Raw genomic sequence first — 20,486 nt, forward strand, 5'->3', positions numbered from 1 at the left:
GCCCGGCGTTCAACCACGTCTCATCCGAGGGAAGTTCACGATGAAGGTTTACAAGGCCGGTGCGGCCGTCGCCGCGGCCGTCGCTCTCGCCCTGACCGCCACCGCGTGCGGCGGCGGCAGCAACAAGACCTCCGACAGCGGGGCGAGCGGTGATGCCAAGAAGGACAAGATCGTCATCGGCATCAAGTTCGACCAGCCGGGTGTCGGCCTGAAGACCCCCGACGGCAAGTACACCGGTTTCGACGTCGACGTGGCGACCTACGTGGCCAAGGAACTCGGCTACCAGCCCGACCAGATCGAGTTCAAGCAGGCCATCAGCTCCGAGCGCGAGAACCTGATCGCCAACGGTGACGTCAAGCTGGTCGTCGCGAGCTACTCGATCAACGACAAGCGCAAGGCCAAGGTCGACTTCGCCGGCCCGTACTTCCTCGCGCACCAGGACCTGCTGGTCCGCGCCGACGACACCTCGATCACCAAGGCCGAGGACCTCAACAAGAAGAAGCTCTGCTCGGTCACCGGCTCCACCTCGGCGCAGAACGTCAAGACCAAGCTGGCCCCCGACGCCGACCTCCAGGAGTTCCCGGGCTACTCCGAGTGCCTGACCGGCCTGGAGAACAAGGCCGTTGACGCGCTGACCACGGACAACTCGATCCTGGCCGGCTACGCCGCACAGGAGAAGAACAAGGGCAAGTTCAAGCTGGTCGGGCTGAGCCTGAGCAACGAGAACTACGGCATCGGCCTCAAGAAGGGCGACAAGGACCTGCAGACCAAGGTCAACGCCGCCCTCAAGAAGATGGTCACCGACGGTGCCTGGGACGCGGCCGTGAAGAAGAACTTCGGCCCCGCCGACTACAAGAACGAGCCTGCCCCGCAGATCACCGAAGGCAGCTGATTCCTCGGTGAGGTGCGCCGCCGCCCGCCTGCCGCAGGCGGCGGCGCACCTCACCGGCCATCCTGGGAGAGCGCAGGGCAACGTGTTCGATTTTCTTGATTCCGGGCAGTACGACCTGCTCGGAGCCTTCTGGGTGACGGTACAGCTCACCCTCTACTCGGCGGCGGGCTCCCTGTTGTGGGGCACCGTCCTGGCCGGGATACGGGTCAGCCCGGTCCCGCTGATGCGCGGCTTCGCCGCCGTGTACGTCAACGTGGTGCGCAACACCCCGCTGACCGTGCTGATCCTCGCCAGCTCGCTGGGCCTCAGCCAGACCCTGGGCATCAATCTCGGCGGCACCACCTTCAAGGAGACCGGCTTCCGGCTGGCCGTCCTCGCGCTGACCGCCTACACCGGCACCTTCGTCTGCGAGGCGCTGCGCTCCGGCATCAACACCGTGCCCGTGGGGCAGGCCGAGGCCGCCCGCGCACTGGGCCTGAGCTTCTTCCAGGTCCTCACGCTGATCGTGCTCCCCCAGGCCTTCCGGGCGGTCATCGCACCCCTCGCGAACGTACTGATCGCCCTCACGAAGAACACCACGGTGGCCGCGGCCATCGGTGTGGCCGAGGCGGCCCTGCTGATGAAGGAAATGATCGAGAACGAGGCGGACGCGCTCTTCGCGGTCTTCGCGGTGTTCGCCTTCGGCTTCGTCGTCCTGACCCTGCCCACCGGCCTGCTGCTGGGCTGGGTGGCCAAGCGAACGGCGGTGAAGCGATGAGTACCGTGCTGTACGACACCCCCGGCCCCAAGGCCAAGGTCCGCAACTGGATCTACTCCGCCGTCTTCCTGGTGCTGCTGGGTCTGGCCCTGTGGTGGGCGCTGGGCCTCATGGCGGACAAACACCAGCTCGACGGGGAGAAGTGGAGCCCGTTCGTCACCGACGGGCAGATCTGGACGACGTTCCTGATCCCGGGCCTGCTGGAGACGCTCAAAGCCGGTGTGATCGCGATGGTGATCGCGCTTCCGCTGGGCGCGCTGCTCGGCATCGGCCGGCTCTCCGACCACGCCTGGGTGCGCATCCCGGTCGGCACGGTCGTGGAGTTCTTCCGGGCCATCCCGGTCCTGATGCTGATGCTGTTCGGCTTCGCCCTGTACGTGCAGTTCTCCAACGTCGAGTCCGAGATCCGGCCGCTGTACGCGGTGGTCACGGGCCTGGTCCTCTACAACGCCTCGGTCATCGCCGAAATCGTCCGGGCCGGCATCCTGTCGCTGCCGCGCGGCCAGACGGACGCGGCCAAGGCGATCGGCATGCGCAAGGGCCAGACCATGGCGTACGTCCTCCTCCCGCAGGCCGTGACGGCCATGCTCCCGGCGCTGGTGAGCCAGCTCGTGGTGATCCTCAAGGACACCGCGATCGGCGGCGCGATCCTCGGCCTGGGCGAGCTGCTGTCGATGAACCGGCAGATCTCGGCGAACTACAGCAACACCATCCCGACCCTCATCGTCATCGCGGCGCTGTACGTCGCGGTGAACTACGCCCTCGCCTCGTCCGCCTCCTGGCTGGAGGCCCGGCTGCGCCGGTCGAAGAAGAGCACCGGCGCGGTGGTGGGCGTGGCGGAGGCCAGCGATCTGGCCACCGGGAACAACAGCGCGGCGTGAACCCCGGCCGGCGGCCGGCGGCGCTCCACGGATGCTCCACCGGCTGCCGGTAAGTCCGCTGATGCGAAGTCAGTCATAGTGCGTAGCCTGTGTGGTGTGGCGAAATCCTCCGCCGCACCACACAGTGCTGTCCGGACCGGTGTCACTTGACGCAGGCACCTCCAGTCGGTTGCATACGTTGTGTGATCACATACCGGACATCGGGAGCCGCATCATGGACCCGGTGATCGTCGTCGGCGGGGGGCCCGTCGGGCTGTCCCTGTCCCTCGCCCTGGCCGGCCAGGGCGTGCCCTCCGTCGTACTGGACGAGGGGCCCGGCAAGGACGAGCCCCGCCCGGCCCGGTCCCTCGTCCTGCACTCCGACACGGCCTCCATGGTCCACCGGCTCGGCTGTACGACGCTGCGCGACGAGGGGGCGTACTACGCGGCTTGGCGCACGATGCGCCGGGGCCGGGACTCGCAGCGGATCACCTTCGAGGACCGGCCCGCCCCGCTGCACCTGCCGCAGCACGCGCTGACGCGCGGCCTGCGGGACGCCGCCGCCACCGAGCCGCTGGTCCGGCTGGTCAGCGACACCCGGCTGGACGCCCTGGAGCAGGACGGCCGGGGGGTCACCGCCCACACCCGGGGCGCCGAGACCACCTGGTGGCGCGGAAGCCACCTCGTGGGCTGCGACGGAGCCCGCTCGACCGTGCGCAAGCTGCTCGGCGTCCGCTTCCCCGGCCGGACCGCCGTCGAGCGGCACGCCGTGGCCGCCCTGCGCACCGAACTGCCCTGGCCCGGCGAGGCCTTGCTGCACCGCGGCGCGACGGGCGAGGTCACCGCCCGGCCGCTGCCCGACGGGGTGTGGCGGCTGGACTGGCTGCTCCCGCCGCGCGGCGGACTCGTCACCCCCGACGCGCTCGTCAGCCTGATCAGGGACACCCTGGCGGCCTGGTGCGGGGGCACCACTCCCCCGTACGACCTGATCGACACCGGCGTGCACACGGTGCACCACCGCCTCGCCCGGCGCTGGCGCGACGGCCGGGCCTTCCTCGCCGGGGACGCGGCGCACCTGCTGGGCGCGCTCGGCACCCAGGGGGTCGAGGAGGGGCTGCGGGACGCCGAGAACCTGGCCTGGAAGCTCGCGCTGGACTGGCACCAGGGTGCTTCCGAGGCACTGCTGGACAGCTACGAGGACGAGCGGCGCCGGGCGGTGGCGGCCCGGCTGCGCGTCGCCGACCAGGCGCTGCCCGCCCTGCGCGGCGGGGGCGGACTGCGCACCTACCTTCCCGGAGCGGCGCGTTCGGCCGAGAGCCTGCTCACCGACGGCCACCTCGGCCGGGGCGCGCTGGGCGGGGAGCCGACGTACGCGCCGCCCGTGGCCGTACGGGAGGTGCCGACCGCCACCGAACCCGGCGGCCCCGTGGCGAACGTACCGGTGACCGCGCCCGACGGGTCGACGGTGCCGCTGCGGGACCTGCTGGGGCGGGGCCGGCTGCTGGTGCTGCTGGTCGCCCCCGGCACCGGGGTGTGGGACCGGCGGCACTGGCTGGGCGCCGGGCTGATGCCCCGGCTCGCCGCGGCCGTCAGCGCCCTGCCCGTCCGGGCGGAACTGCTGGTCGCCGACGGCTACCCCGGGGCTCCGGCGCACACCGTGCTGCTGGTCCGCCCTGACGGCCATCTGGCGGCGACCTTCGCCGGGGTCCGGCCGGCGGAACTGTACGAGGCGGCCGACGCCGTCCGGTGCGGCGCCCCGGCTCCGGCGGGCGGCGGCCCGTCCCCGCTCAAGGAGGCGTCCACCACACCGACCGGCGTGATCGATTGACCCTGATCGGCTCTCGTGCTTCACTCACGGTCATGACCGGCAACGACGTACGCCTGTGGCGGAGGGTTCACATGGACCTGCTCCGCTACGCGGGCTGCGTGTGTCGCCCCTCCTGCTGATTCGCCCCTTCCTCCGCGCGCCCCGCAGTCCCGTGTCCTCCCGGGACCGGCGGCGCGCACCCGCGAACTCCCAGGACGGTCAATCCCCATGTCTGCGCCCACGCACACGCCTGCCCCGGCCGCTGCGCCCGCCCCGGCCTCTGCCCCCACTTCTACCGTTGGATCCACCTCTACCGTTGGCTCCGGCGCGCCCACGACGGCCGAGCTGCTCGCCTTCGTGCTCCGCACCGCGGCCGACCCCGCCCTCGTCGCCTCGCTCCCCCTGGACCCGGAAGGGCGTACCTGGATCCGGCTGGACGGCCCCGGAGGCAGCGAGGCCTGGCTGATCGGCTGGCCGCCCGGCACCGGCACCGGCTGGCACGACCACGCGCAGTCGCGGGGCGCGTTCGCCACCGCCCGCGGCAAGCTCACCGAGCACTCCCTGGCCGTACGCCTTCCCTCCGAGGGCTGGCGGAGCCTGGAGCTGGCGCCGGACGTGGACCGCGGCCGGGCCGTCCCGGCGGGCGCGGGGCGCGGTTTCGGCGAGCACCACGTACACGAAGTGCTCAACGAGTCGCCGACCGAGCACGCCGTCTCGGTGCACGCGTACTACCCGCCGCTCCCGTTGATCCGCCGCTACAGCCGCACCGGCCCGGTGCTCAGGCTGGAGCACGTCGAGCGTCCGGCGGACTGGCAGTGAGCGCCGCCGCGCCGCAGGGCATCGACGCCCTGGTCGACCGGCTCCGTACGACCTACGCGCGCGTCGCGCCGGACGAAGCCCGCGCCGCCGCGCTGGAGGGGGCCCTGCTGGTCGACATCCGCTACCAGGCGCTGCGCGAGCGGGACGGGCTGATCCCGGGCGCCGTGGTCGTCGAGCGCAACGAGCTGGAGTGGCGGCTGGACCCGCAGGGCTCGCACCGCCTCCCCGAGGCCACCGGCCACGACCTGCGGGTGGTGGTGATCTGCAACGAGGGCTACGCCTCGACGCTGGCCGCGGCTTCCCTGCACGCGCTGGGCCTCCACCGCGCGACCGATCTGACGGGCGGCTTCCAGGCCTGGAAGTCGGCCGGCCTGCCCGTCTCCCCGCCGGAGGCAGCCGCGCGGGCATGACCTCGGGGCGCCGCGCCGCTGGTTGCCCATGGCCTGGTGCCCCGGGGCTCAGTCCCCGGGGTACTCCTCCCCGTCCTGGCCCTCGGCTTCCAGCGCGCGGCGGACCACCCGCAGGGCCATGCCCTCCGGGTACCCCTTGCGGGCCAGCATTCCGGCGAGGCGCCGGATCCGCTTGTCCCGCTCAAGTCCCCGGGTCGCCCGGAGCTTTCGCTCCACGAGCTCCCGGGCGGTCTGCTCCTCCTGCTCGGAGTCCAGCTGTTCCAGGGCCTCCTGGACGAGGGTGGCGTGCACCCCCTTGGTCCGCAGTTCCTGCGCGAGCGCCCGGCGGGCCAGGCCGCGGCCGCGGTGCCGGGACTCGACCCAGGCCCCCGCGAAGGCGGCGTCGTCGATCAGGCCCACCTCCTCGTACCGGGAAAGGACCTCCTGCGACACCTCCTCGGGGATGCCCCGCTTCTCCAGGGCGTCCGCGAGCTGCCGCCGGGTCCGCGGCATCCCCGTGAGCAGGCGCAGGCAGATCGCCCGCGCCTGCTCCTCGGGGCTCTGGGGCGGCAGCTCCTGACGGCCCTCCCGGCCGCCTTCCCCACCGCCCCGTTCCTGCTCCCGCACGGGTCAGCTCTTGGCCACGGCGGCCTTGGCCGTCGTCTTGGCCTTCGATGCGGGGACCGGCACGGCCGCGGCGTCGGCGGGCGCCTCCGCACCGGCCTCCGCGGCGGCGTCCTTGCGCACGCCCACGCCCAGCTTCTCCTTGATCTTCCGCTCGATCTCGTTGGCGAGATCCGGGTTGTCCTTGAGGAAGTTGCGGGCGTTCTCCTTGCCCTGGCCCAGCTGGTCGCCCTCGTACGTGTACCAGGCACCGGCCTTGCGCACGAAGCCGTGCTCCACGCCCATGTCGATCAGGCCGCCCTCGCGGCTGATGCCCTGGCCGTAGAGGATGTCGAACTCCGCCTGCTTGAAGGGCGGCGCGACCTTGTTCTTGACGACCTTGACGCGGGTACGGTTGCCGACCGCGTCGGTGCCGTCCTTGAGCGTCTCGATGCGGCGGATGTCGAGGCGCACGGAGGCGTAGAACTTCAGCGCACGGCCACCGGTCGTGGTCTCGGGCGAGCCGAACATCACGCCGATCTTCTCGCGGAGCTGGTTGATGAAGATCGCGGTGGTCTTCGACTGGTTGAGCGCACCGGTGATCTTGCGCAGCGCCTGGCTCATCAGGCGGGCCTGGAGGCCCACGTGCGAGTCGCCCATCTCGCCCTCGATCTCGGCACGCGGCACGAGCGCCGCGACCGAGTCGATGACGATCAGGTCGAGCGCGCCGGAGCGGACGAGCATGTCCACGATCTCCAGCGCCTGCTCGCCGGTGTCCGGCTGGGACAGGATGAGGTTGTCGGTGTCGACACCGAGGGCCTTCGCGTACTCCGGGTCGAGCGCGTGCTCGGCGTCCACGAAAGCGACGGTGCCGCCGGCCTTCTGCGCGTTGGCCACGGCGTGCAGGGTCAGGGTCGTCTTACCGGAGGACTCCGGTCCGTACACCTCGATCACACGGCCGCGGGGCAGCCCGCCGACGCCGAGCGCGATGTCCAGCGCGGTCGACCCGGTGGGGATGACCTCGATGGGGTCGTTCGGCTTGTCGCCGAGGCGCATGACCGCACCCTTGCCGAATTGCCGTTCAATCTGTGCGAGCGCGGCGTCGAGAGCCTTCTCGCGGTCGGTGCCTGCCATGGGTTCCACCCGGTTTGCTTGAGTCGATCGCTTCACGCCATTGACGCTAACGCCTGCCACTGACAATGCGCTCCCACGCCCGGTTCGGCTGTGGATAACCCATGAGAATGCGTGTTCGATTTTCCTGTCAAGCCAGCCACGCGGAAGCCGTCGGGTGCGCCGCGACCGGGGGGCGCGGGGTGCCGCGGCTCGCGGGCGGGGGGTCGCCTCAGAAGCGCCGGGCCGACTCCTCCGCGTGCGCCATCCGCCGCAGGCTCAGCAGTACCGGTTCGTACAGCACCGTCAGCGCGACGGCCGCCTCGATCTGCCCGGTCGGGGTCGGCTGCTGCTCGACCATGTCCAGGTCGGTGACCGCCAGCTGCGCCGCCAGCCGCCCGTAGGGCAGCAACTGCTCCGGGCCGCAGGGGTAGCCGAGCCGGACCAGCGCGGCGACCGAGTCGACGAGCCGCCGGTGGGCGGGGTTGAGCGGGTCCAGGCCGGGGCCGCAGGACCAGCCCAGCCGCTCCAGCAGCGCCTCCACCGAGCGGCGGGCGGTCGCCACCGCCTCGTCGTCCTCGGCGGACGCCTCGGCGCAGGGCAGCGCCCGGGTCGCCGCGCCCAGCCGCAGGTGGTGGTCCAGCGACTCGTCCTCCGCGGCGGCGATCACCTCGCGCGCCGCGGCCACCGGCACCCCGCCGATCTGGATCAGCGCCCGCACCAGGCGCAGCCGCCGCAGGTGGTGCTCCCCGTACTCGGCCTGGGTGGCGGACACCCGGCGGCCGGGCTGGAGCAGCCCTTCGCGCAGGTAGTACTTGATCGTCGCGGTGGACACACCGCTGCGCTCGCTCAACTCCGCCAGCCGCATGCCTTGCACCCTTCCTTGGACAGTGACACTATCCAAACATGGATAGTGCCACTATCCCACATACGGACGGGGAATCTCATGGCTACTGCACCGATATCCGGACAGCGGGTCACCGCCGCCGCGGAGGGCGACGTGGTCGTCTTCCTCATCGGCATGCGGATCAACCGCTGGCGCGCCGTACGCCACTGGCTGCCGGCGCTGGCCGCGATGCCGCGCATGCTCAAGGAGCTCTCCCGCAACGGCGACAGCGGGCTGCTGGGATACCGGACCCTGAGCGGCGGTCCCAGGGTGTTCACCGTCGTGCAGTACTGGGAGTCGCGCGAGAAGCTGCTCGCCTACGCCTCCGACCCGAACGGGCAGCACCGCCCCGCCTGGGCGGCGTTCAACCACCGGGTACGGAGCAGCGGGGGCGGCGTGGGGATCTGGCACGAGACGTACGTCGTCCCGGCCGGTTCCTACGAGTCGGTCTACGTCGACATGCCGCCGACCGGCCTGGGCGCGGCATGGGGCGTCGAGCCCGTCAGCCGGCGCGGGGAGCGGGCGGCGCAGCGGCTGGCGGGCGGGGCCGCTTAGCGGCCGGCGGGCGCCGCCCCCGGCACGCGGGCGCGGGGACGGCGCCGGGGAGTTACGGCTTGGGAAGGGTGCAGCCGGGGCGAGCCAGGTCGATCTTGTTGCCCGCGCCTATGCAGGGGACGATGATGTACGTCTCCTGGGCGTAGTTGATGCCCTCGCGGACCGTGACCACGCCGTTCTGGTCCACCTCGCACGGGTTGTTCTCCGTGCAGCGCTCGCCGTTCTCGTTACCGGTGTTGTTCACGGCGACGACCTTGCCGCTCGTGGTGTCGATCACCGGCGAGCCGGAGGTGCCGCCGATGGTGTTGCACGACGAGGTGTAACGGACCGAGTCCTTCCAGGTCCAGGAGCCTTCCTTGAGGAGGTAGGCGAACCCGTCGACGTTGCAGCTGTAGGTGCGCTTCCAGTAGCCCGAGACGACCTTGATCGCCGCCCCCTGCACCGGGTGGGCGTCGTTGAGGGTCAGCGCGCTGATCCCGTACTTGGTCTGGATCTGCGCGTACGTCGAGGTCAGCTGGTAGATCGAGATGTCGGTGTCGGTCATCGTGGCGTACGCGACCTTGCTCGCCCGCAGCGTCGCCACCTTGCTGCCGCTCGCGTTCAGCAGCGAGAACGAACGGCTGGAGGGCTGGTCCTTGATGACCTCGCCCGGCCCGGGGAAGCCCGTCTCCAGGCAGTGCCCGTTGGACAGGACGAGCGCGGGGTCGTTCGGCTGCGAGCCGGGGGCGCGCACGACGGAGCCGGAGCAGTTGCTGAGCGCGACCGTTCCCGCGTAGGTGACGGTGACGGCCGGCGCCGCCTGGTCCCGCGAGAAGGCCGGCGCCTGCGGGGCCGCGTCCCGGGGCACGGAGGCCGCGGCCGGGGCCGCGCCCGCTCCGATCAGGAGCAGGGAGAGCAGGGCGCCGGCGAGAGGCTTGTTCATGTGGGGGTTCCCCTCTGGTGACGATGCAACCGAAGATCCTCCGGTTGTCATGCGCATTGTTGGGATGCCGAGCCCAACCCACAAGAGGGCATGGCCAGTTGGGGAAACCCGCTATCACCCGGGCAGTTGGCCCGGCGGTGGCCGAAACACAGCCCCCGACCAACCCCCGCACCGCCCCCAACTGCCGCAACGGGCCCATCCGGTCACGAACGGGGGCGTGACCGGCATACCCGCCCCCATGGGTCCACGGCCGGACCCGGCCCGGGACCCACCTCCGCCCATCGGTACTCTGCGGTGCCCCCGACGACCGAGGGCGCTCATTCCGCTTTGGAGGAACCATGGCCATCAAGAAGGCCACGATCCAGCAGCAGGTGGCCGAGGCCATCGCCCGGATCAACCCGGCCGACCGGCCCATCGTCACGATCCAGGCCATCGCCGGCCCCAGCGTCTGGCTGATGAGCATGCTCGGCCTGATCGGCCAGATGTTCCTCACCTACTACTTCGTCACCGTGACCGAGCAGGCCGTGGTCCTCCACAAGGCGAGCCGGATGAGCAACCGGCCGCAGGAGATCGTCTTCGCCATACCGCCGGCCCAGGCGGTCGGCGCGGTCACCGAGATCAAGCGCAACGCCGTCTGGAGCTCGTTCCGCTTCCAGCTCCCCGGCCAGGAGCGGCCGACCCGGATGAACGTGCACCGCCTGTGGCGCAACGAGATGGACCAGCTCATCGGGCTGCTGACGGGCCAGACCCAGCCGGTCGCCTGACGAAGCCGCACCCGTGGCCGGATCCCGCCCCACGGAGGCGGGGCCGGCCACCGCGAATTCTGATGACAACCCGAGGTTGACGCTCCATCGAGTGTCAACCTACGGTTGCCTTATGACGAACCCTTCCGTGGAACCAGTTCGCATGACCAGTCCGGTACGCCTCGACGACCTGATCGAGGCGATCAAGAAGGTCCACCCCGACACCCTGGAGCAGCTCAGCGGCGCCGTCGTCGCCGCCGAGCACCTCGGGGACGTCGCCGACCACCTCATCGGCCACTTCGTCGACCAGGCCCGCCGTTCCGGCGCCTCCTGGACCGACATCGGCCGGAGCATGGGCGTCACCCGCCAGGCCGCCCAGAAGCGCTTCGTCCCCAAGGGCGACAAGGGCGACGGCGCCGAGATCGACCCCAGCCAGGGCTTCGCCCGCTTCACCCCCCGCGCCCGCGGCGTCGTCGTCGCCTCACAGAACGAGGCCCGCGCCACCGGGAGCACCGAGATCCGCCCCGAGCACCTGGTGCTCGGCCTGCTCGCCGAGTCCGAGGGGCTCGCCGCGCTCGCCCTGCACGAGCACCACGTCACCGACGACGCGGTACGCGCCGCCGTCGCCGCGGTCCTGCCCGAGCCCGTCGCGGCGGAGGAGCTGCCCGCCCTGACCCCCTTCGACGCCGGCGCGAAGAAGGCCCTGGAACTGACCTTCCGCGAGGCCCTGCGCATGGGGCACCCCTACGTGGGCACCGAGCACATCCTGCTCGCCCTCCTCGAACTCGAGAACGGTCAGGGCGTGCTCAGCGGCCTCGGTCTGGAGAAGAGCGCCGTCGAGGCGACCGTCACCGACGCCCTGGCAGCCACCGTCGACGGGATGCGGGAGGAGTAGCCGCGGCAGCTGCGGCGGAGCCGGCGCCGGCCTCCCGGCCCGCGTCGTCGGGCAGGCCGGCGCCCTCCGTCAGCTCGTAGCGCTTCACGTAGGCACCGAGGAAGGCCTGGAGCGTGGCGACAGCCGGGATCGCGATGAGCGCCCCGACCGCTCCCAGCAGGGCGGTGCCCGCGATGACCGAACCGAAGGCGACCGCCGGATGGATGTCCACCGTCTTCGCGGTCAGCTTGGGCTGGAGCACGTAGTTCTCGAACTGCTGGTAGATCACCACGAACCCGAGCACGTACAGCGCGTACCAGGGGTCGACCGTGAAGGCGATCAGCATGGGCAGCGCGCCCGCCAGATAGGTGCCGATGGTGGGGACGAACTGCGACACCAGGCCCACCCACACGGCGAGCGCGGGCGCGTACGGCACGTTGAGGACGGCGAACACCACGTAGTGGGCGACGCCGGAGACCAGTGCCATCAGCCCGCGCGAGTAGAGGTAGCCGCCCGTCTTCGCGACGGCGATCTCCCAGGCGCGCAGCACCTCCGACTGCTTGGCGGGCGGCAGTACGGAGCACAGCGCGCGCCGCAGCCGCGGCCCGTCCGCGGCGAAGTAGAAGGAGAACAGCCCGACGGTCAGCAGCTTGAACAGGCCGCCGAGCACGGTGGCGGACACGTCGAGCACGCCGCTCGCGCTGTTGCGCACGTACTTCTGCAGCCAGTCCGAGTGCAGCAGGCTGTCCTGGATCTCCAGCCGGGACAGCTCGGTGTGGAACGTCGCGTTGACGGATCTGATGACGGAGTCGAGGTAGCGCGGGAAGCCCTCCACCATGTCGACGATCTGCCCGGCGAGCATCGAGCCCAGCAGGGCCACGAATCCGGCGGCCGCGACGAACACCCCGAGGAACACCAGGAAGGTGGCGAGTCCGCGGCGCATGCCGCGGGCCGCCATCCGGGACACGGCGGGTTCGACCGCGAGCGCGAGGAAGAAGGCGATCAGGATGTTGACGAGCAGCCCGATCAGCTGGTGGAAGGCCCAGCTGCCGAGCTGGAAGCAGGCGACCAGGGCCAGGACGAGGATCACCGCGCGCGGCAGCCAGCGCGGCATCCGGTCCCGGGCCCCGGCCGCAGCCACGGCCTCGCCCGTGGCCCGCGCCGACGGTTCGGGCGCCCGGGGCGCCGGGGCGGTCGCGCCGCCGCCGGGCTGCCCGCGCCCGTCGGGCCGGCCGGCGTGTGCGGGATCTACGGGCTGTTCGGGTTGTACGGGGGTCGTCTCTTCAGTCGCTGCCACGCACCCAGTCTGACCCACCCCGTACCGGTCCGGACGGGCCGGGCGCCCGGTCAGCGCAGGGAGGCGGGCACGTCCATCGCCGAACACACCGCGCGCCACACGTCCTTGGCCTCCCAGCCCGCCTCCAGCGCCTGGTGGACGGTGCGTCCGCCGAGCTCCGTCATGACGTGGTCCCGTGCGAAGGAGTCCGCGTAGGCCGCCCCGAAGTACTCGGCCATCCGCTCCCAGAAAATCGTCAACCGCATGCCACCAGTATCCCGCCCCGGAGAGTGCACCGACCGCGTTCGTGCCCCGGAGCCCGCATCCGGCCCCCTACGGTTCCCGCATGCCTGGAGACGAACCCGCGTCGGCCCCGCCGACCCCGCTCGCCCGCGCCGAGCGGTTCATCTGGCTCACGGCGCGGGTGCTGGAACAGCGCCGGTTCGCGTTCCACTTCCTCGGCGGCGACGCCGACGCCGTCGATGCCGCCCTCGGGGCGTACCTGGGCGCCGACGGCGGCTACGGGCACGCGCTCGACCCGGATCTGCGCGGCCCGGTGAGCCAGCCGCTGCACGCCGCGTACGCCCTGCGGGTGCTGGACGGCCTCGGCCGGTGCGCGGGCCGGCGGGTGGAGCGGCTCTGCGGGCACCTGACCGGGGTCGCCACCTCCGACGGCGCGCTCCCGGTGGTGTCGCCCGGCTCCGGCGGCCATCCGGTGGCCCCGTACCACCCGGTGCACGACGACCCGCCGGGTGCGCTGCTGACCACCGGCCCGGTCGTGGGCGCCCTGCACCGCAACCGGATCTGGCACGCGTGGCTGTTCCGGGCCACCGACTTCTGCTGGGACCGGATCGAGACGCTGCGCCACTGGCACCCGTACGAGGTCCAGGGCGCGGTGGCCTTCCTCGACGGCGTCCCGGACCGCGGCCGGGCGGCGGCGGCCGCGGACCGGCTGGGGCGGCTGGTGCGCGAGCGGCGCCTGGTGGTACTGGATCCAGCGCGCCGGTCCGAGTACCCGACGGCGCCCGGCTGCGCGCCGGGCGAGCAGCTGTTCCCGTACGACTTCGCGCACCGCCCGGAGTCGGCGGCGCGCGGCTGGTTCACGGACGCGGAGATGGGCCGGTCCCTGGACTTCCTCGCCGCCCGGCAGCAGCCGGACGGCGGCTGGCCGGTGCTCCGCCGGGCCTGGGCCCCGGGCAGCTCCCTGGAGCGGCGCCCGATCGCCACGCTGGAGGCGCTCCTGACGCTCCGCGCCTACGGCCGCCCGCTCGGCTAACCGGTGACGGCGCGCAGGCCGGCCGTGACGAGGACCGCCACGCCGACCACGACGAGGAACGGGGCGCGCAGCAGCAGCGCGAGGGCGGCGGCGGCCAGTCCGGCGGCGCGGGCGTCGAGGACGAGCTCGTGGCCGGTGCTGAACGTCTGCTGGGCGGTGAGGGCGGCGAGCAGGGCGACGGGCAGCAGCGCGGACAGCTTGCGCACGGCCGGCCGCTCCAGGGCTCCGGCCGGCACGAGCAGTCCGGCGAGCTTGACGGCGTAGCAGCCGACGACGGTCAGCGCGATGGCGATCCAGACGTTCACGAGCGGCGTCCCTTCATCCACAGCACGGCGGGGGCGGCCAGTGCCGCGATCAGCACGGGCACCCCGGAGGGCAGTACGGGCAGCAGGCCGAGCCCGAGGACCAGTGCGAGGGCGGCGACGGCCCGCTCGGTGGAGCTCTTCAGCATCGGCGCGAGCAGGGCCAGGAAGACCGCGGGCCCGGCCGCGTCCAGGCCCCACACGGTGGTGTCGCCGATGGCCTCGGCGCCGAGCGCGCCGAGCAGGGTGGTGAGGTTCCACAGCACGTACAGGGTCAGTCCGGTCACGGTGAAGCCGAGCCGCGCCGACTTGCGCCCGGGCTGGGCGAGGGCGACGGCGGTCGTCTCGTCGATGACCCAGTGCGCGGCGAGCGGCCGCAGCGGCCCCGGCAGGTCGAGCAGCTGGGACAGCCGCAGCCCGTAGAAGGCGTTGCGGGTCCCGAGGAAGAAGGCCCCGGCGGCGGCGGTGAACGGGTTCCCGCCCGCGGCGAGGGCCCCGACCAGCGCGAACTGCGAGGCGCCGGTGAAGACGAGCAGGCTCAGCACGCAGGCCTGGAGCACGCTGATGCCGGCCCCGGCGGCGGTCACCCCGAACGCGAACCCGGACAGGCCGACGGCCACCCCGACGCCGAGCGCGTCCCGTACCACGGCGGCGCGCGGCCGCTCGGTGACCCCCTGGGGGGTCTCTTGTATCACCATCTGATGTTCTCCCACGCCCTGACGCTATGCGCGGGCCGGGCGGCGGTCTTGTACGTTCTTGCGCGCGCCCGGGGCCGGCGGGGCGGCCGTACCTCAACCGGTCTGCCTGCGCTCCCGGCGGTAGGCGCCCGGCGGGACCCCGACGATCCGGGTGAAGTGCCGGTTCAGGTGGGGCTGGTCGGTGAAGCCGACGGCGACGGCCGCCTCCGCCGGCGCGGTGCCCGCGTCCAGCAGCCGACGGGCGCGCCGTACCCGGGCGTCGGTCAGCCAGGTGTGCGGCGGCATCCCGTACCGCTCCCGGAAGGCCCGCAGCAGGGCGAACGGGCTCGTACCCAGCTCCGCCGCGAGCTGCTCCAGCGACGGCGGCTGCGCGATGCGTTCCTCCAGCACGGCCCTGGCCCGCTCCGCGTCGGCGCCGCCCGCGCGCCGCACCGGCCGGGTGGGCAGCGGTCCGGCGTGCCGGGTCAGCATCCGCGCCACGACACCGCGCAGCAGCGTGTCGGCGGCCAGCGCGTTCCCGGCCTCGGCGGCCCGGTGCACCTCGGAGATCACCCGTGAGGCCTGCGGGTCGGAGACCATGTCGGCGGTGAAGCCGGGGGTCCCGCGCAGCGTGCCGATCTCGGCGGCGACCTCGGTGATCAGCGCGCGGGACGGGTAGAGGGTCGCGTACGCCCAGCCTTCGGGCACCCCCGCGCGGGCGGTGTGCGCCACCTCGGGGTTGATCAGGACCACGCTGCCCGGCCCGGCCCGCAGGGTGCCGGCCGGCAGGCCGATCTCCTCGACGCCGCCGCTGACGGCCGCGATGACGTACCCGTCGTGGGCGTGGCGCGGGAAGGTGTGGCGCACGTAGTGGGCGCGCAGCAGGTCCAGCCCGGGCAGCTCCCGGTACTGCCAGTGCCGGGCCCACTCCCGGCGGCCCTCGTCCGTCCCCATCCCCCCATTCTGCGCGCCCGCCCGTCGGCGCGTTTGCGCAGGTCCGCCCGGTTGTCAGTGGCCGGGTGCACGATGGGGGCATGTCCGGTAGCGCGCTCGACTCGTTCTCCCCCGCGACCCGCTCGTGGTTCTCGGGGGCCTTCGTCATGCCGACCTCCGCCCAGGAGGGGGCCTGGCGGGCGATCGGCGCGGGCTCGGACGTCCTGGTCGTGGCGCCCACCGGCTCCGGCAAGACCCTGGCCGCCTTCCTCGCGGCCCTCGACCAGCTGGCGTCCACCCCGCCGCCGGCCGAGCCGAAGAAGCGCTGCCGGGTGCTGTACGTATCGCCGCTCAAGGCGCTGGCCGTCGACGTGGAGCGCAACCTGCGCAGCCCGCTGACCGGCATCCGGCAGGAGTCCGTGCGGCTGGGCCTGCCGGAGCCGGAGATCCGCGTCGGCATCCGCTCCGGTGACACCCCGCCCGCCGAGCGCCGGGCGCTGGTGACGCGGCCGCCGGACATTCTGATCACCACGCCGGAGTCGCTGTTCCTGATGCTGACGTCGGCGGCGCGCGACGCCCTCGCCGGAGTGGAGACGGTGATCCTGGACGAGGTGCACGCCGTCGCGGGCACCAAGCGCGGGGCACACCTGGCGCTGTCCCTGGAGCGGCTGGACGAGCTGCTGCCGCGTCCGGCGCGCCGGATCGGCCTGTCGGCGACGGTCCGGCCGGTGGACGAGGTGGCCCGGTACCTCGCGCCGCGCGGCAGGGTGGAGATCGTCCAGCCACCGTCGGCGAAGGAATTCGACCTGTCGGTGGTCGTCCCGGTCGAGGACATGGGCGAGCTGGGCGGCTCGCCCGCCACCGAGGGCCGGGAAGGCGGGGACAAGCCCTCCATCTGGCCGCATGTGGAGGAGCGGATCGCCGATCTGGTGCAGGCCCACCGGTCCACGATCGTGTTCGCCAACTCCCGGCGGCTCGCGGAGCGGCTGTGCAACCGGCTCAACGAGATCGCGTACGAGCGGGCGATGGGCGAGAAGCTGCCCGAGGGGTCACCGCCGGCCGAGATCATGGCGCAGTCGGGCGCCGCGCAGGGCGCGCCGCCGCTGCTGGCCCGCGCGCACCACGGCTCGGTGTCCAAGGAGCAGCGGGCGCTGGTCGAGGAGGACCTGAAGGCCGGCCGGCTGCCCGCCGTGGTGGCCACGTCCAGTCTCGAACTGGGCATCGACATGGGCGCGGTGGACCTGGTGGTGCAGGTGGAGTCGCCGCCCTCGGTGGCCTCCGGGCTCCAGCGCGTCGGCCGGGCGGGCCACCAGGTGGGTGCGGTCTCCACCGGCGTCGTGTTCCCCAAGTACCGGGGGGACCTGGTGCAGGCGGCCGTGGTGACCGAGCGGATGCGCACGGGTTCGATCGAGTCCCTGCGCATCCCCTCCAATCCGCTGGACGTCCTGGCCCAGCAGCTGGTCGCGATGACCGCGATGGACACCTGGCAACTGGACGACCTGCTGGCCCTGGTCCGCCGCGCGGCGCCGTTCGCGGCGCTGCCGGAGTCGGCGTTCACCTCCGTGCTGGACATGCTGGCGGGCCGCTATCCGTCGGACGCGTTCGCCGAGCTGAGACCGCGCGTCGTGTGGGACCGGGTGGCGGGCACGATCACCGGCCGCCCGGGGGCCCAGCGTCTCGCCGTGACCTCGGGCGGCACGATCCCGGACCGCGGCCTCTTCGGCGTCTTCCTCGCGGGGGCCGATCCGAAGAAGGGCGGCGGCCGGGTCGGCGAGCTGGACGAGGAGATGGTCTACGAGTCCCGGGTGGGGGACGTGTTCACGCTGGGCACCAGCTCCTGGCGGATCGAGGACATCACCCGCGACCGCGTCCTGGTCTCCCCGGCGCCCGGCGTGCCGGGGCGGTTGCCGTTCTGGAAGGGCGACCAGCTGGGCCGCCCCCTGGAACTGGGCCGTGCGGTCGGCGCGTTCCTGCGCGAGCTCGGCGGGCTCGGCGAGGAGGACGCCCGGCTGCGGCTGCTGGCGGCCGGGCTCGACGCCTGGGCCGCGGAGAACGTCCTCGCCTACCTCGCCGAACAGCGCGAGGCCTGCGGTCATGTGCCGGACGACCGGACGATCGTGGTCGAGCGGTTCCGCGACGAGCTCGGCGACTGGCGGGTCGTCGTCCACTCCCCCTTCGGCGCGCAGGTGCACGCTCCCTGGGCGCTGGCCCTCGGCGCCCGGCTCGCCGAGCGGTACGGGATGGACGCCCAGGTGATGCATGCGGACGACGGCATCGTGCTGCGCCTGCCGGACGCGGACCTGCTCTCCATGGACCTGCTCGACCACGATCCGCTGCACCAGAGCGCGGCGGCCGCCGCGCAGTCCTTCGAGTTCGATGACGAGCAGGCTCCGCTGGGCGCGGCGGACGTCGCCTTCGACCGCGGCGACGTCCAGCAGATCGTCACCGACCAGGTCGGCGGCTCGGCGCTGTTCGCCTCCCGGTTCCGCGAGTGCGCGGCGCGCGCCCTGCTGCTGCCGCGCCGCAATCCGGGCAAGCGCACCCCGCTGTGGCAGCAGCGCCAGCGCGCATCCCAACTGCTCCAAGTGGCGTCGGAGTTCGGTTCGTTCCCGATCGTGCTGGAAGCCGTACGGGAATGCCTCCAGGACGTCTTCGACGTGCCGGGCCTGACGGAGCTGATGGGCGACATCGAGGCGCGGCGGGTGCGGCTGGTCGAGGTCACCACGCCGGAGCCGTCCCCGTTCGCGCGCTCGCTGCTGTTCGGTTACGTGGCCCAGTTCCTGTACGAGGGGGACTCGCCGCTGGCCGAGCGCAGGGCGGCGGCGCTCTCGCTGGACTCCCGGCTGCTGGCGGAGCTGCTCGGCCAGGCGGAACTGCGGGAACTGCTGGACGCCGCGGTACTGGAGGAGCTGGAGCGCGAACTCCAGTGGCTGACCGAGGACCGCCGGGCCAAGGACGCCGAGTCGGTGGCCGACCTGCTGCGCCTGCTGGGCCCGCTCACCGAGAAGGAGCTGGCCGAGCGCGGCGCGCAGCCGTCGTGGGCCGGTGAACTGGGCGCGGCGCGGCGGGCGATCCGGGTCCGGGTCGGCGGCGCCGACCACTGGGCGGCGATCGAGGACGCGGGCCGGCTGCGGGACGCGCTGGGCACCGCGCTGCCCGTCGGGGTCCCGGAGGCCTTCACCGAACCGGTCAAGGACCCGCTCGGGGACCTCCTGGCCCGGTACGCCCGCACCCACGGACCGTTCACCACCACCGCCGTCGCCGCCCGCTTCGGCCTCGGCGCGGCGGTCACCGAGGGCGCCCTGCACCGGCTGGCGGCGGCGGGCCGGGTAGTGCAGGGCGAGTTCCACCCGGCGGGGATCGGCCAGGAGTGGTGCGACGCCGCGGTGCTGCGCAGGCTGCGCCGCCGTTCGCTCGCGGCCCTGCGCCAGGAGCTGGAGCCGGTGCCCCCGGCCTCGCTGGCCACCTTCCTGCCGCAGTGGCAGCACCTGGGCGGCGCCCTGCGCGGGATCGACGGGCTGGCCCGGGCGATCGAGCAGCTCCAGGGGGCTCCGGTGCCGGCTTCCGCCCTGGAGCGGCTGATCCTGCCCTCGCGGGTCTCGGGCTACTCCCCCGCCCTGCTGGACGAGCTGACCACCACGGGCGAGGTGGTCTGGGCCGGGGCCGGAGCCCTCCCCGGCAAGGACGGCTGGGTCTCGCTCTATCTCGCCGAGGCGGCGCCCCTGCTGCTGCCACCGCCCCACCCGCTGGAGCAGACGCCGCTGCACCAGGCGGTCCTCGACGCGCTCTCGGGCGGCTACGGCCTGTTCTTCCGCCAGCTGGTGGAATCGGTCCGGGCGAAGTGGCCGGAGGCGTCCGACCTCCAGCTGTCCGATGCGCTCTGGGACCTGGCCTGGTCGGGGCGGCTGACGAACGACACCCTGGCCCCGCTGCGGTCCCTGCTGGGATCGGGCCGCACGGCCGGTGCCACCGCGCACCGGGCCCGCCGTACGATCCCGCGCGGCCGCTACGGCACCCTGAGCGCGACGGTGTCGCGCACCGGCCCGCCCACGGTCTCCGGCCGCTGGTCGCTGCTGCCCGGCCAGGCCCCGGACCCGACCCACCGGGCGCACGCCCTGGCCCGGACCCTGCTGGACCGGCACGGCGTGGTGACCCGGGGCGCGGTCGCGGCGGAGGGGGTGGAAGGGGGTTTCAGCGCCGTGTACCGGGTGCTGTCGGCGTTCGAGGACAGCGGGCAGGCCAGGCGGGGTTATGTCGTCGAGGGGCTGGGCGCCGCCCAGTTCGCGATGGACGGCGCGGTGGACCGGTTGCGGGCGGCGGAGCGGACGCCGCCCCCGCTGGCCGCGGTGGTACTGGCCGCCGCCGACCCGGCGAACGCGTACGGCGCGGCCCTGCCCTGGCCGGAGCCGCCGGCCGGGGCCACGCACAAGCCGGGCCGCAAGGCGGGCTCGCTGGTGGTCCTGGTCGACGGGGAACTCGTGCTCTACCTGGAGCGGGGCGGCAAGACGCTGCTGGCCTGGCCCGAGGCGGAGGATCCGCGCCTGGAAGCCGCCGTGTCCTCGCTGGCCGCGGCCTGCCGTGCGGGGACGGTCCCGCCCCTGACGGTCGAGCGGATCAACGCGGCCCCGGCCCTGACCTCCGCGCCGGGCCGTTCCCTGGAGGCGGCGGGCTTCCACGCCACCCCGCGGGGCCTGCGCCTGAGACCGTGACGGCGGCCGGGGCGGGGGGCACTCCCGCAGGCCCCGAAGGGTCGGGCCGCCCCACGGCCGGTTCCGGCCCGACCATTCCGCTTATGTTGCGCTTAT

Annotated in this window: 21 protein-coding genes; 12 read left to right on the forward strand and 9 right to left on the reverse strand. The window is 73.1% G+C overall.

Going from position 1 to position 20,486, the window contains the following annotated elements:
- The first annotated feature begins 40 nt into the window (after nucleotides 1–40).
- The 7 genes from ACZ4M3_RS24515 to ACZ4M3_RS24545 all read left to right on the forward strand — a co-directional run bounded on the left by ACZ4M3_RS24515 (nucleotide 41) and on the right by ACZ4M3_RS24545 (nucleotide 5,545).
- Entirely contained in the window at nucleotides 41–892 is an 852-nt protein-coding gene (locus ACZ4M3_RS24515) for a glutamate ABC transporter substrate-binding protein (RefSeq protein ID WP_467735975.1), read from the forward strand.
- An 82-nt stretch (nucleotides 893–974) separates the two neighbouring features.
- Nucleotides 975–1,649: an amino acid ABC transporter permease gene (locus ACZ4M3_RS24520; RefSeq protein WP_467735977.1), complete on the forward strand. Its 675-nt coding sequence runs from the start codon at nucleotides 975–977 to the stop codon at nucleotides 1,647–1,649.
- On the forward strand, nucleotides 1,646–2,530 hold the full coding sequence (locus ACZ4M3_RS24525) for an amino acid ABC transporter permease (protein WP_467735979.1): 885 nt from the start codon (nucleotides 1,646–1,648) through the stop codon (nucleotides 2,528–2,530). Before ACZ4M3_RS24520 ends, ACZ4M3_RS24525 begins: the two co-directional genes overlap by 4 nt.
- 214 nt (nucleotides 2,531–2,744) lie before the next feature.
- The gene (locus ACZ4M3_RS24530) at nucleotides 2,745–4,337 is read left to right on the forward strand and encodes an FAD-dependent monooxygenase (RefSeq protein ID WP_467735981.1); all 1,593 of its coding nucleotides are present in this window, start codon (nucleotides 2,745–2,747) and stop codon (nucleotides 4,335–4,337) included.
- Between the two features lie 32 nt (nucleotides 4,338–4,369).
- On the forward strand, nucleotides 4,370–4,456 hold the full coding sequence (locus tag ACZ4M3_RS24535; protein ID WP_311318651.1) for a putative leader peptide: 87 nt from the start codon (nucleotides 4,370–4,372) through the stop codon (nucleotides 4,454–4,456).
- An 88-nt stretch (nucleotides 4,457–4,544) separates the two neighbouring features.
- The gene (locus tag ACZ4M3_RS24540) at nucleotides 4,545–5,135 is read left to right on the forward strand and encodes a cupin domain-containing protein (protein WP_467735983.1); all 591 of its coding nucleotides are present in this window, start codon (nucleotides 4,545–4,547) and stop codon (nucleotides 5,133–5,135) included.
- Nucleotides 5,132–5,545: a rhodanese-like domain-containing protein gene (locus ACZ4M3_RS24545; protein WP_467735985.1), complete on the forward strand. Its 414-nt coding sequence runs from the start codon at nucleotides 5,132–5,134 to the stop codon at nucleotides 5,543–5,545. Before ACZ4M3_RS24540 ends, ACZ4M3_RS24545 begins: the two co-directional genes overlap by 4 nt.
- A 48-nt stretch (nucleotides 5,546–5,593) precedes the next feature.
- On the opposite strand, the gene recX is transcribed toward ACZ4M3_RS24545, so the two are convergent.
- From recX to ACZ4M3_RS24560, 3 genes are all read right to left on the reverse strand, one after another.
- Nucleotides 5,594–6,151, reverse strand: a complete 558-nt coding sequence (gene recX, locus ACZ4M3_RS24550) for a recombination regulator RecX (protein WP_467735987.1) — start codon at nucleotides 6,149–6,151, stop codon at nucleotides 5,594–5,596.
- A 3-nt stretch (nucleotides 6,152–6,154) separates the two neighbouring features.
- Nucleotides 6,155–7,261 (reverse strand): recombinase RecA, encoded by a 1,107-nt coding sequence (recA, locus tag ACZ4M3_RS24555; RefSeq protein WP_467735989.1) that lies wholly within the window; start codon nucleotides 7,259–7,261, stop codon nucleotides 6,155–6,157.
- A 208-nt stretch (nucleotides 7,262–7,469) separates the two neighbouring features.
- Complete coding sequence (locus ACZ4M3_RS24560; RefSeq protein WP_467735991.1) at nucleotides 7,470–8,105, reverse strand: MerR family transcriptional regulator; 636 nt, start codon at nucleotides 8,103–8,105, stop codon at nucleotides 7,470–7,472.
- Between the two features lie 78 nt (nucleotides 8,106–8,183).
- On the opposite strand from ACZ4M3_RS24560, the gene ACZ4M3_RS24565 reads away from it, so the two are divergent.
- Nucleotides 8,184–8,678: a DUF4188 domain-containing protein gene (locus ACZ4M3_RS24565; protein WP_467735993.1), complete on the forward strand. Its 495-nt coding sequence runs from the start codon at nucleotides 8,184–8,186 to the stop codon at nucleotides 8,676–8,678.
- Between the two features lie 52 nt (nucleotides 8,679–8,730).
- On the opposite strand, the gene ACZ4M3_RS24570 is transcribed toward ACZ4M3_RS24565, so the two are convergent.
- Nucleotides 8,731–9,600, reverse strand: coding sequence for a S1 family peptidase (locus ACZ4M3_RS24570; RefSeq protein ID WP_467735995.1), 870 nt, complete (start codon nucleotides 9,598–9,600; stop codon nucleotides 8,731–8,733).
- A gap of 338 nt (nucleotides 9,601–9,938) precedes the next feature.
- On the opposite strand from ACZ4M3_RS24570, the gene ACZ4M3_RS24575 reads away from it, so the two are divergent.
- Both ACZ4M3_RS24575 and ACZ4M3_RS24580 read left to right on the forward strand, forming a co-directional pair.
- On the forward strand, nucleotides 9,939–10,364 hold the full coding sequence (locus tag ACZ4M3_RS24575; RefSeq protein ID WP_467735997.1) for a hypothetical protein: 426 nt from the start codon (nucleotides 9,939–9,941) through the stop codon (nucleotides 10,362–10,364).
- 112 nt (nucleotides 10,365–10,476) lie between these two features.
- Nucleotides 10,477–11,238 (forward strand): Clp protease N-terminal domain-containing protein, encoded by a 762-nt coding sequence (locus ACZ4M3_RS24580; RefSeq protein WP_467736000.1) that lies wholly within the window; start codon nucleotides 10,477–10,479, stop codon nucleotides 11,236–11,238.
- Here ACZ4M3_RS24580 and ACZ4M3_RS24585 read toward each other — a convergent pair.
- Both ACZ4M3_RS24585 and ACZ4M3_RS24590 read right to left on the reverse strand, forming a co-directional pair.
- Entirely contained in the window at nucleotides 11,192–12,331 is a 1,140-nt protein-coding gene (locus tag ACZ4M3_RS24585) for an AI-2E family transporter (protein ID WP_467736051.1), read from the reverse strand. The two genes, ACZ4M3_RS24580 and ACZ4M3_RS24585, sit on opposite strands and share 47 nt — an antisense overlap.
- Before the next feature lie 233 nt (nucleotides 12,332–12,564).
- A complete protein-coding gene (locus ACZ4M3_RS24590) occupies nucleotides 12,565–12,759 on the reverse strand; it encodes a DUF3046 domain-containing protein (protein ID WP_190186251.1) in 195 nt (64 codons plus the stop codon).
- Nucleotides 12,760–12,839: 80 nt separating this feature from the next.
- Here ACZ4M3_RS24590 and ACZ4M3_RS24595 point away from each other — a divergent pair, with 80 nt between their 5' ends.
- Nucleotides 12,840–13,769: a hypothetical protein gene (locus ACZ4M3_RS24595; protein WP_467736002.1), complete on the forward strand. Its 930-nt coding sequence runs from the start codon at nucleotides 12,840–12,842 to the stop codon at nucleotides 13,767–13,769.
- Here the strand turns inward: ACZ4M3_RS24595 and ACZ4M3_RS24600 are convergent.
- The 3 genes from ACZ4M3_RS24600 to ACZ4M3_RS24610 form a co-directional block, all read right to left on the reverse strand.
- A complete protein-coding gene (locus ACZ4M3_RS24600) occupies nucleotides 13,766–14,074 on the reverse strand; it encodes an AzlD domain-containing protein (RefSeq protein WP_467736004.1) in 309 nt (102 codons plus the stop codon). The genes ACZ4M3_RS24595 and ACZ4M3_RS24600 overlap by 4 nt on opposite strands.
- A complete protein-coding gene (locus ACZ4M3_RS24605; protein WP_467736006.1) occupies nucleotides 14,071–14,769 on the reverse strand; it encodes an AzlC family ABC transporter permease in 699 nt (232 codons plus the stop codon). The genes ACZ4M3_RS24600 and ACZ4M3_RS24605 overlap by 4 nt, the downstream gene beginning before the upstream one ends.
- A gap of 93 nt (nucleotides 14,770–14,862) precedes the next feature.
- Nucleotides 14,863–15,702 carry an AraC family transcriptional regulator gene (locus ACZ4M3_RS24610; RefSeq protein ID WP_467736008.1) on the reverse strand — a complete coding sequence of 280 codons (840 nt, stop codon included), beginning with the start codon at nucleotides 15,700–15,702 and terminating at the stop codon, nucleotides 14,863–14,865.
- Nucleotides 15,703–15,782: 80 nt separating this feature from the next.
- Here ACZ4M3_RS24610 and ACZ4M3_RS24615 point away from each other — a divergent pair, with 80 nt between their 5' ends.
- A complete protein-coding gene (locus tag ACZ4M3_RS24615; protein WP_467736010.1) occupies nucleotides 15,783–20,390 on the forward strand; it encodes an ATP-dependent helicase in 4,608 nt (1,535 codons plus the stop codon).
- Nucleotides 20,391–20,486 lie beyond the last annotated feature (96 nt).

The organism is Streptomyces sp. NPDC026522, from assembly GCF_055567555.1.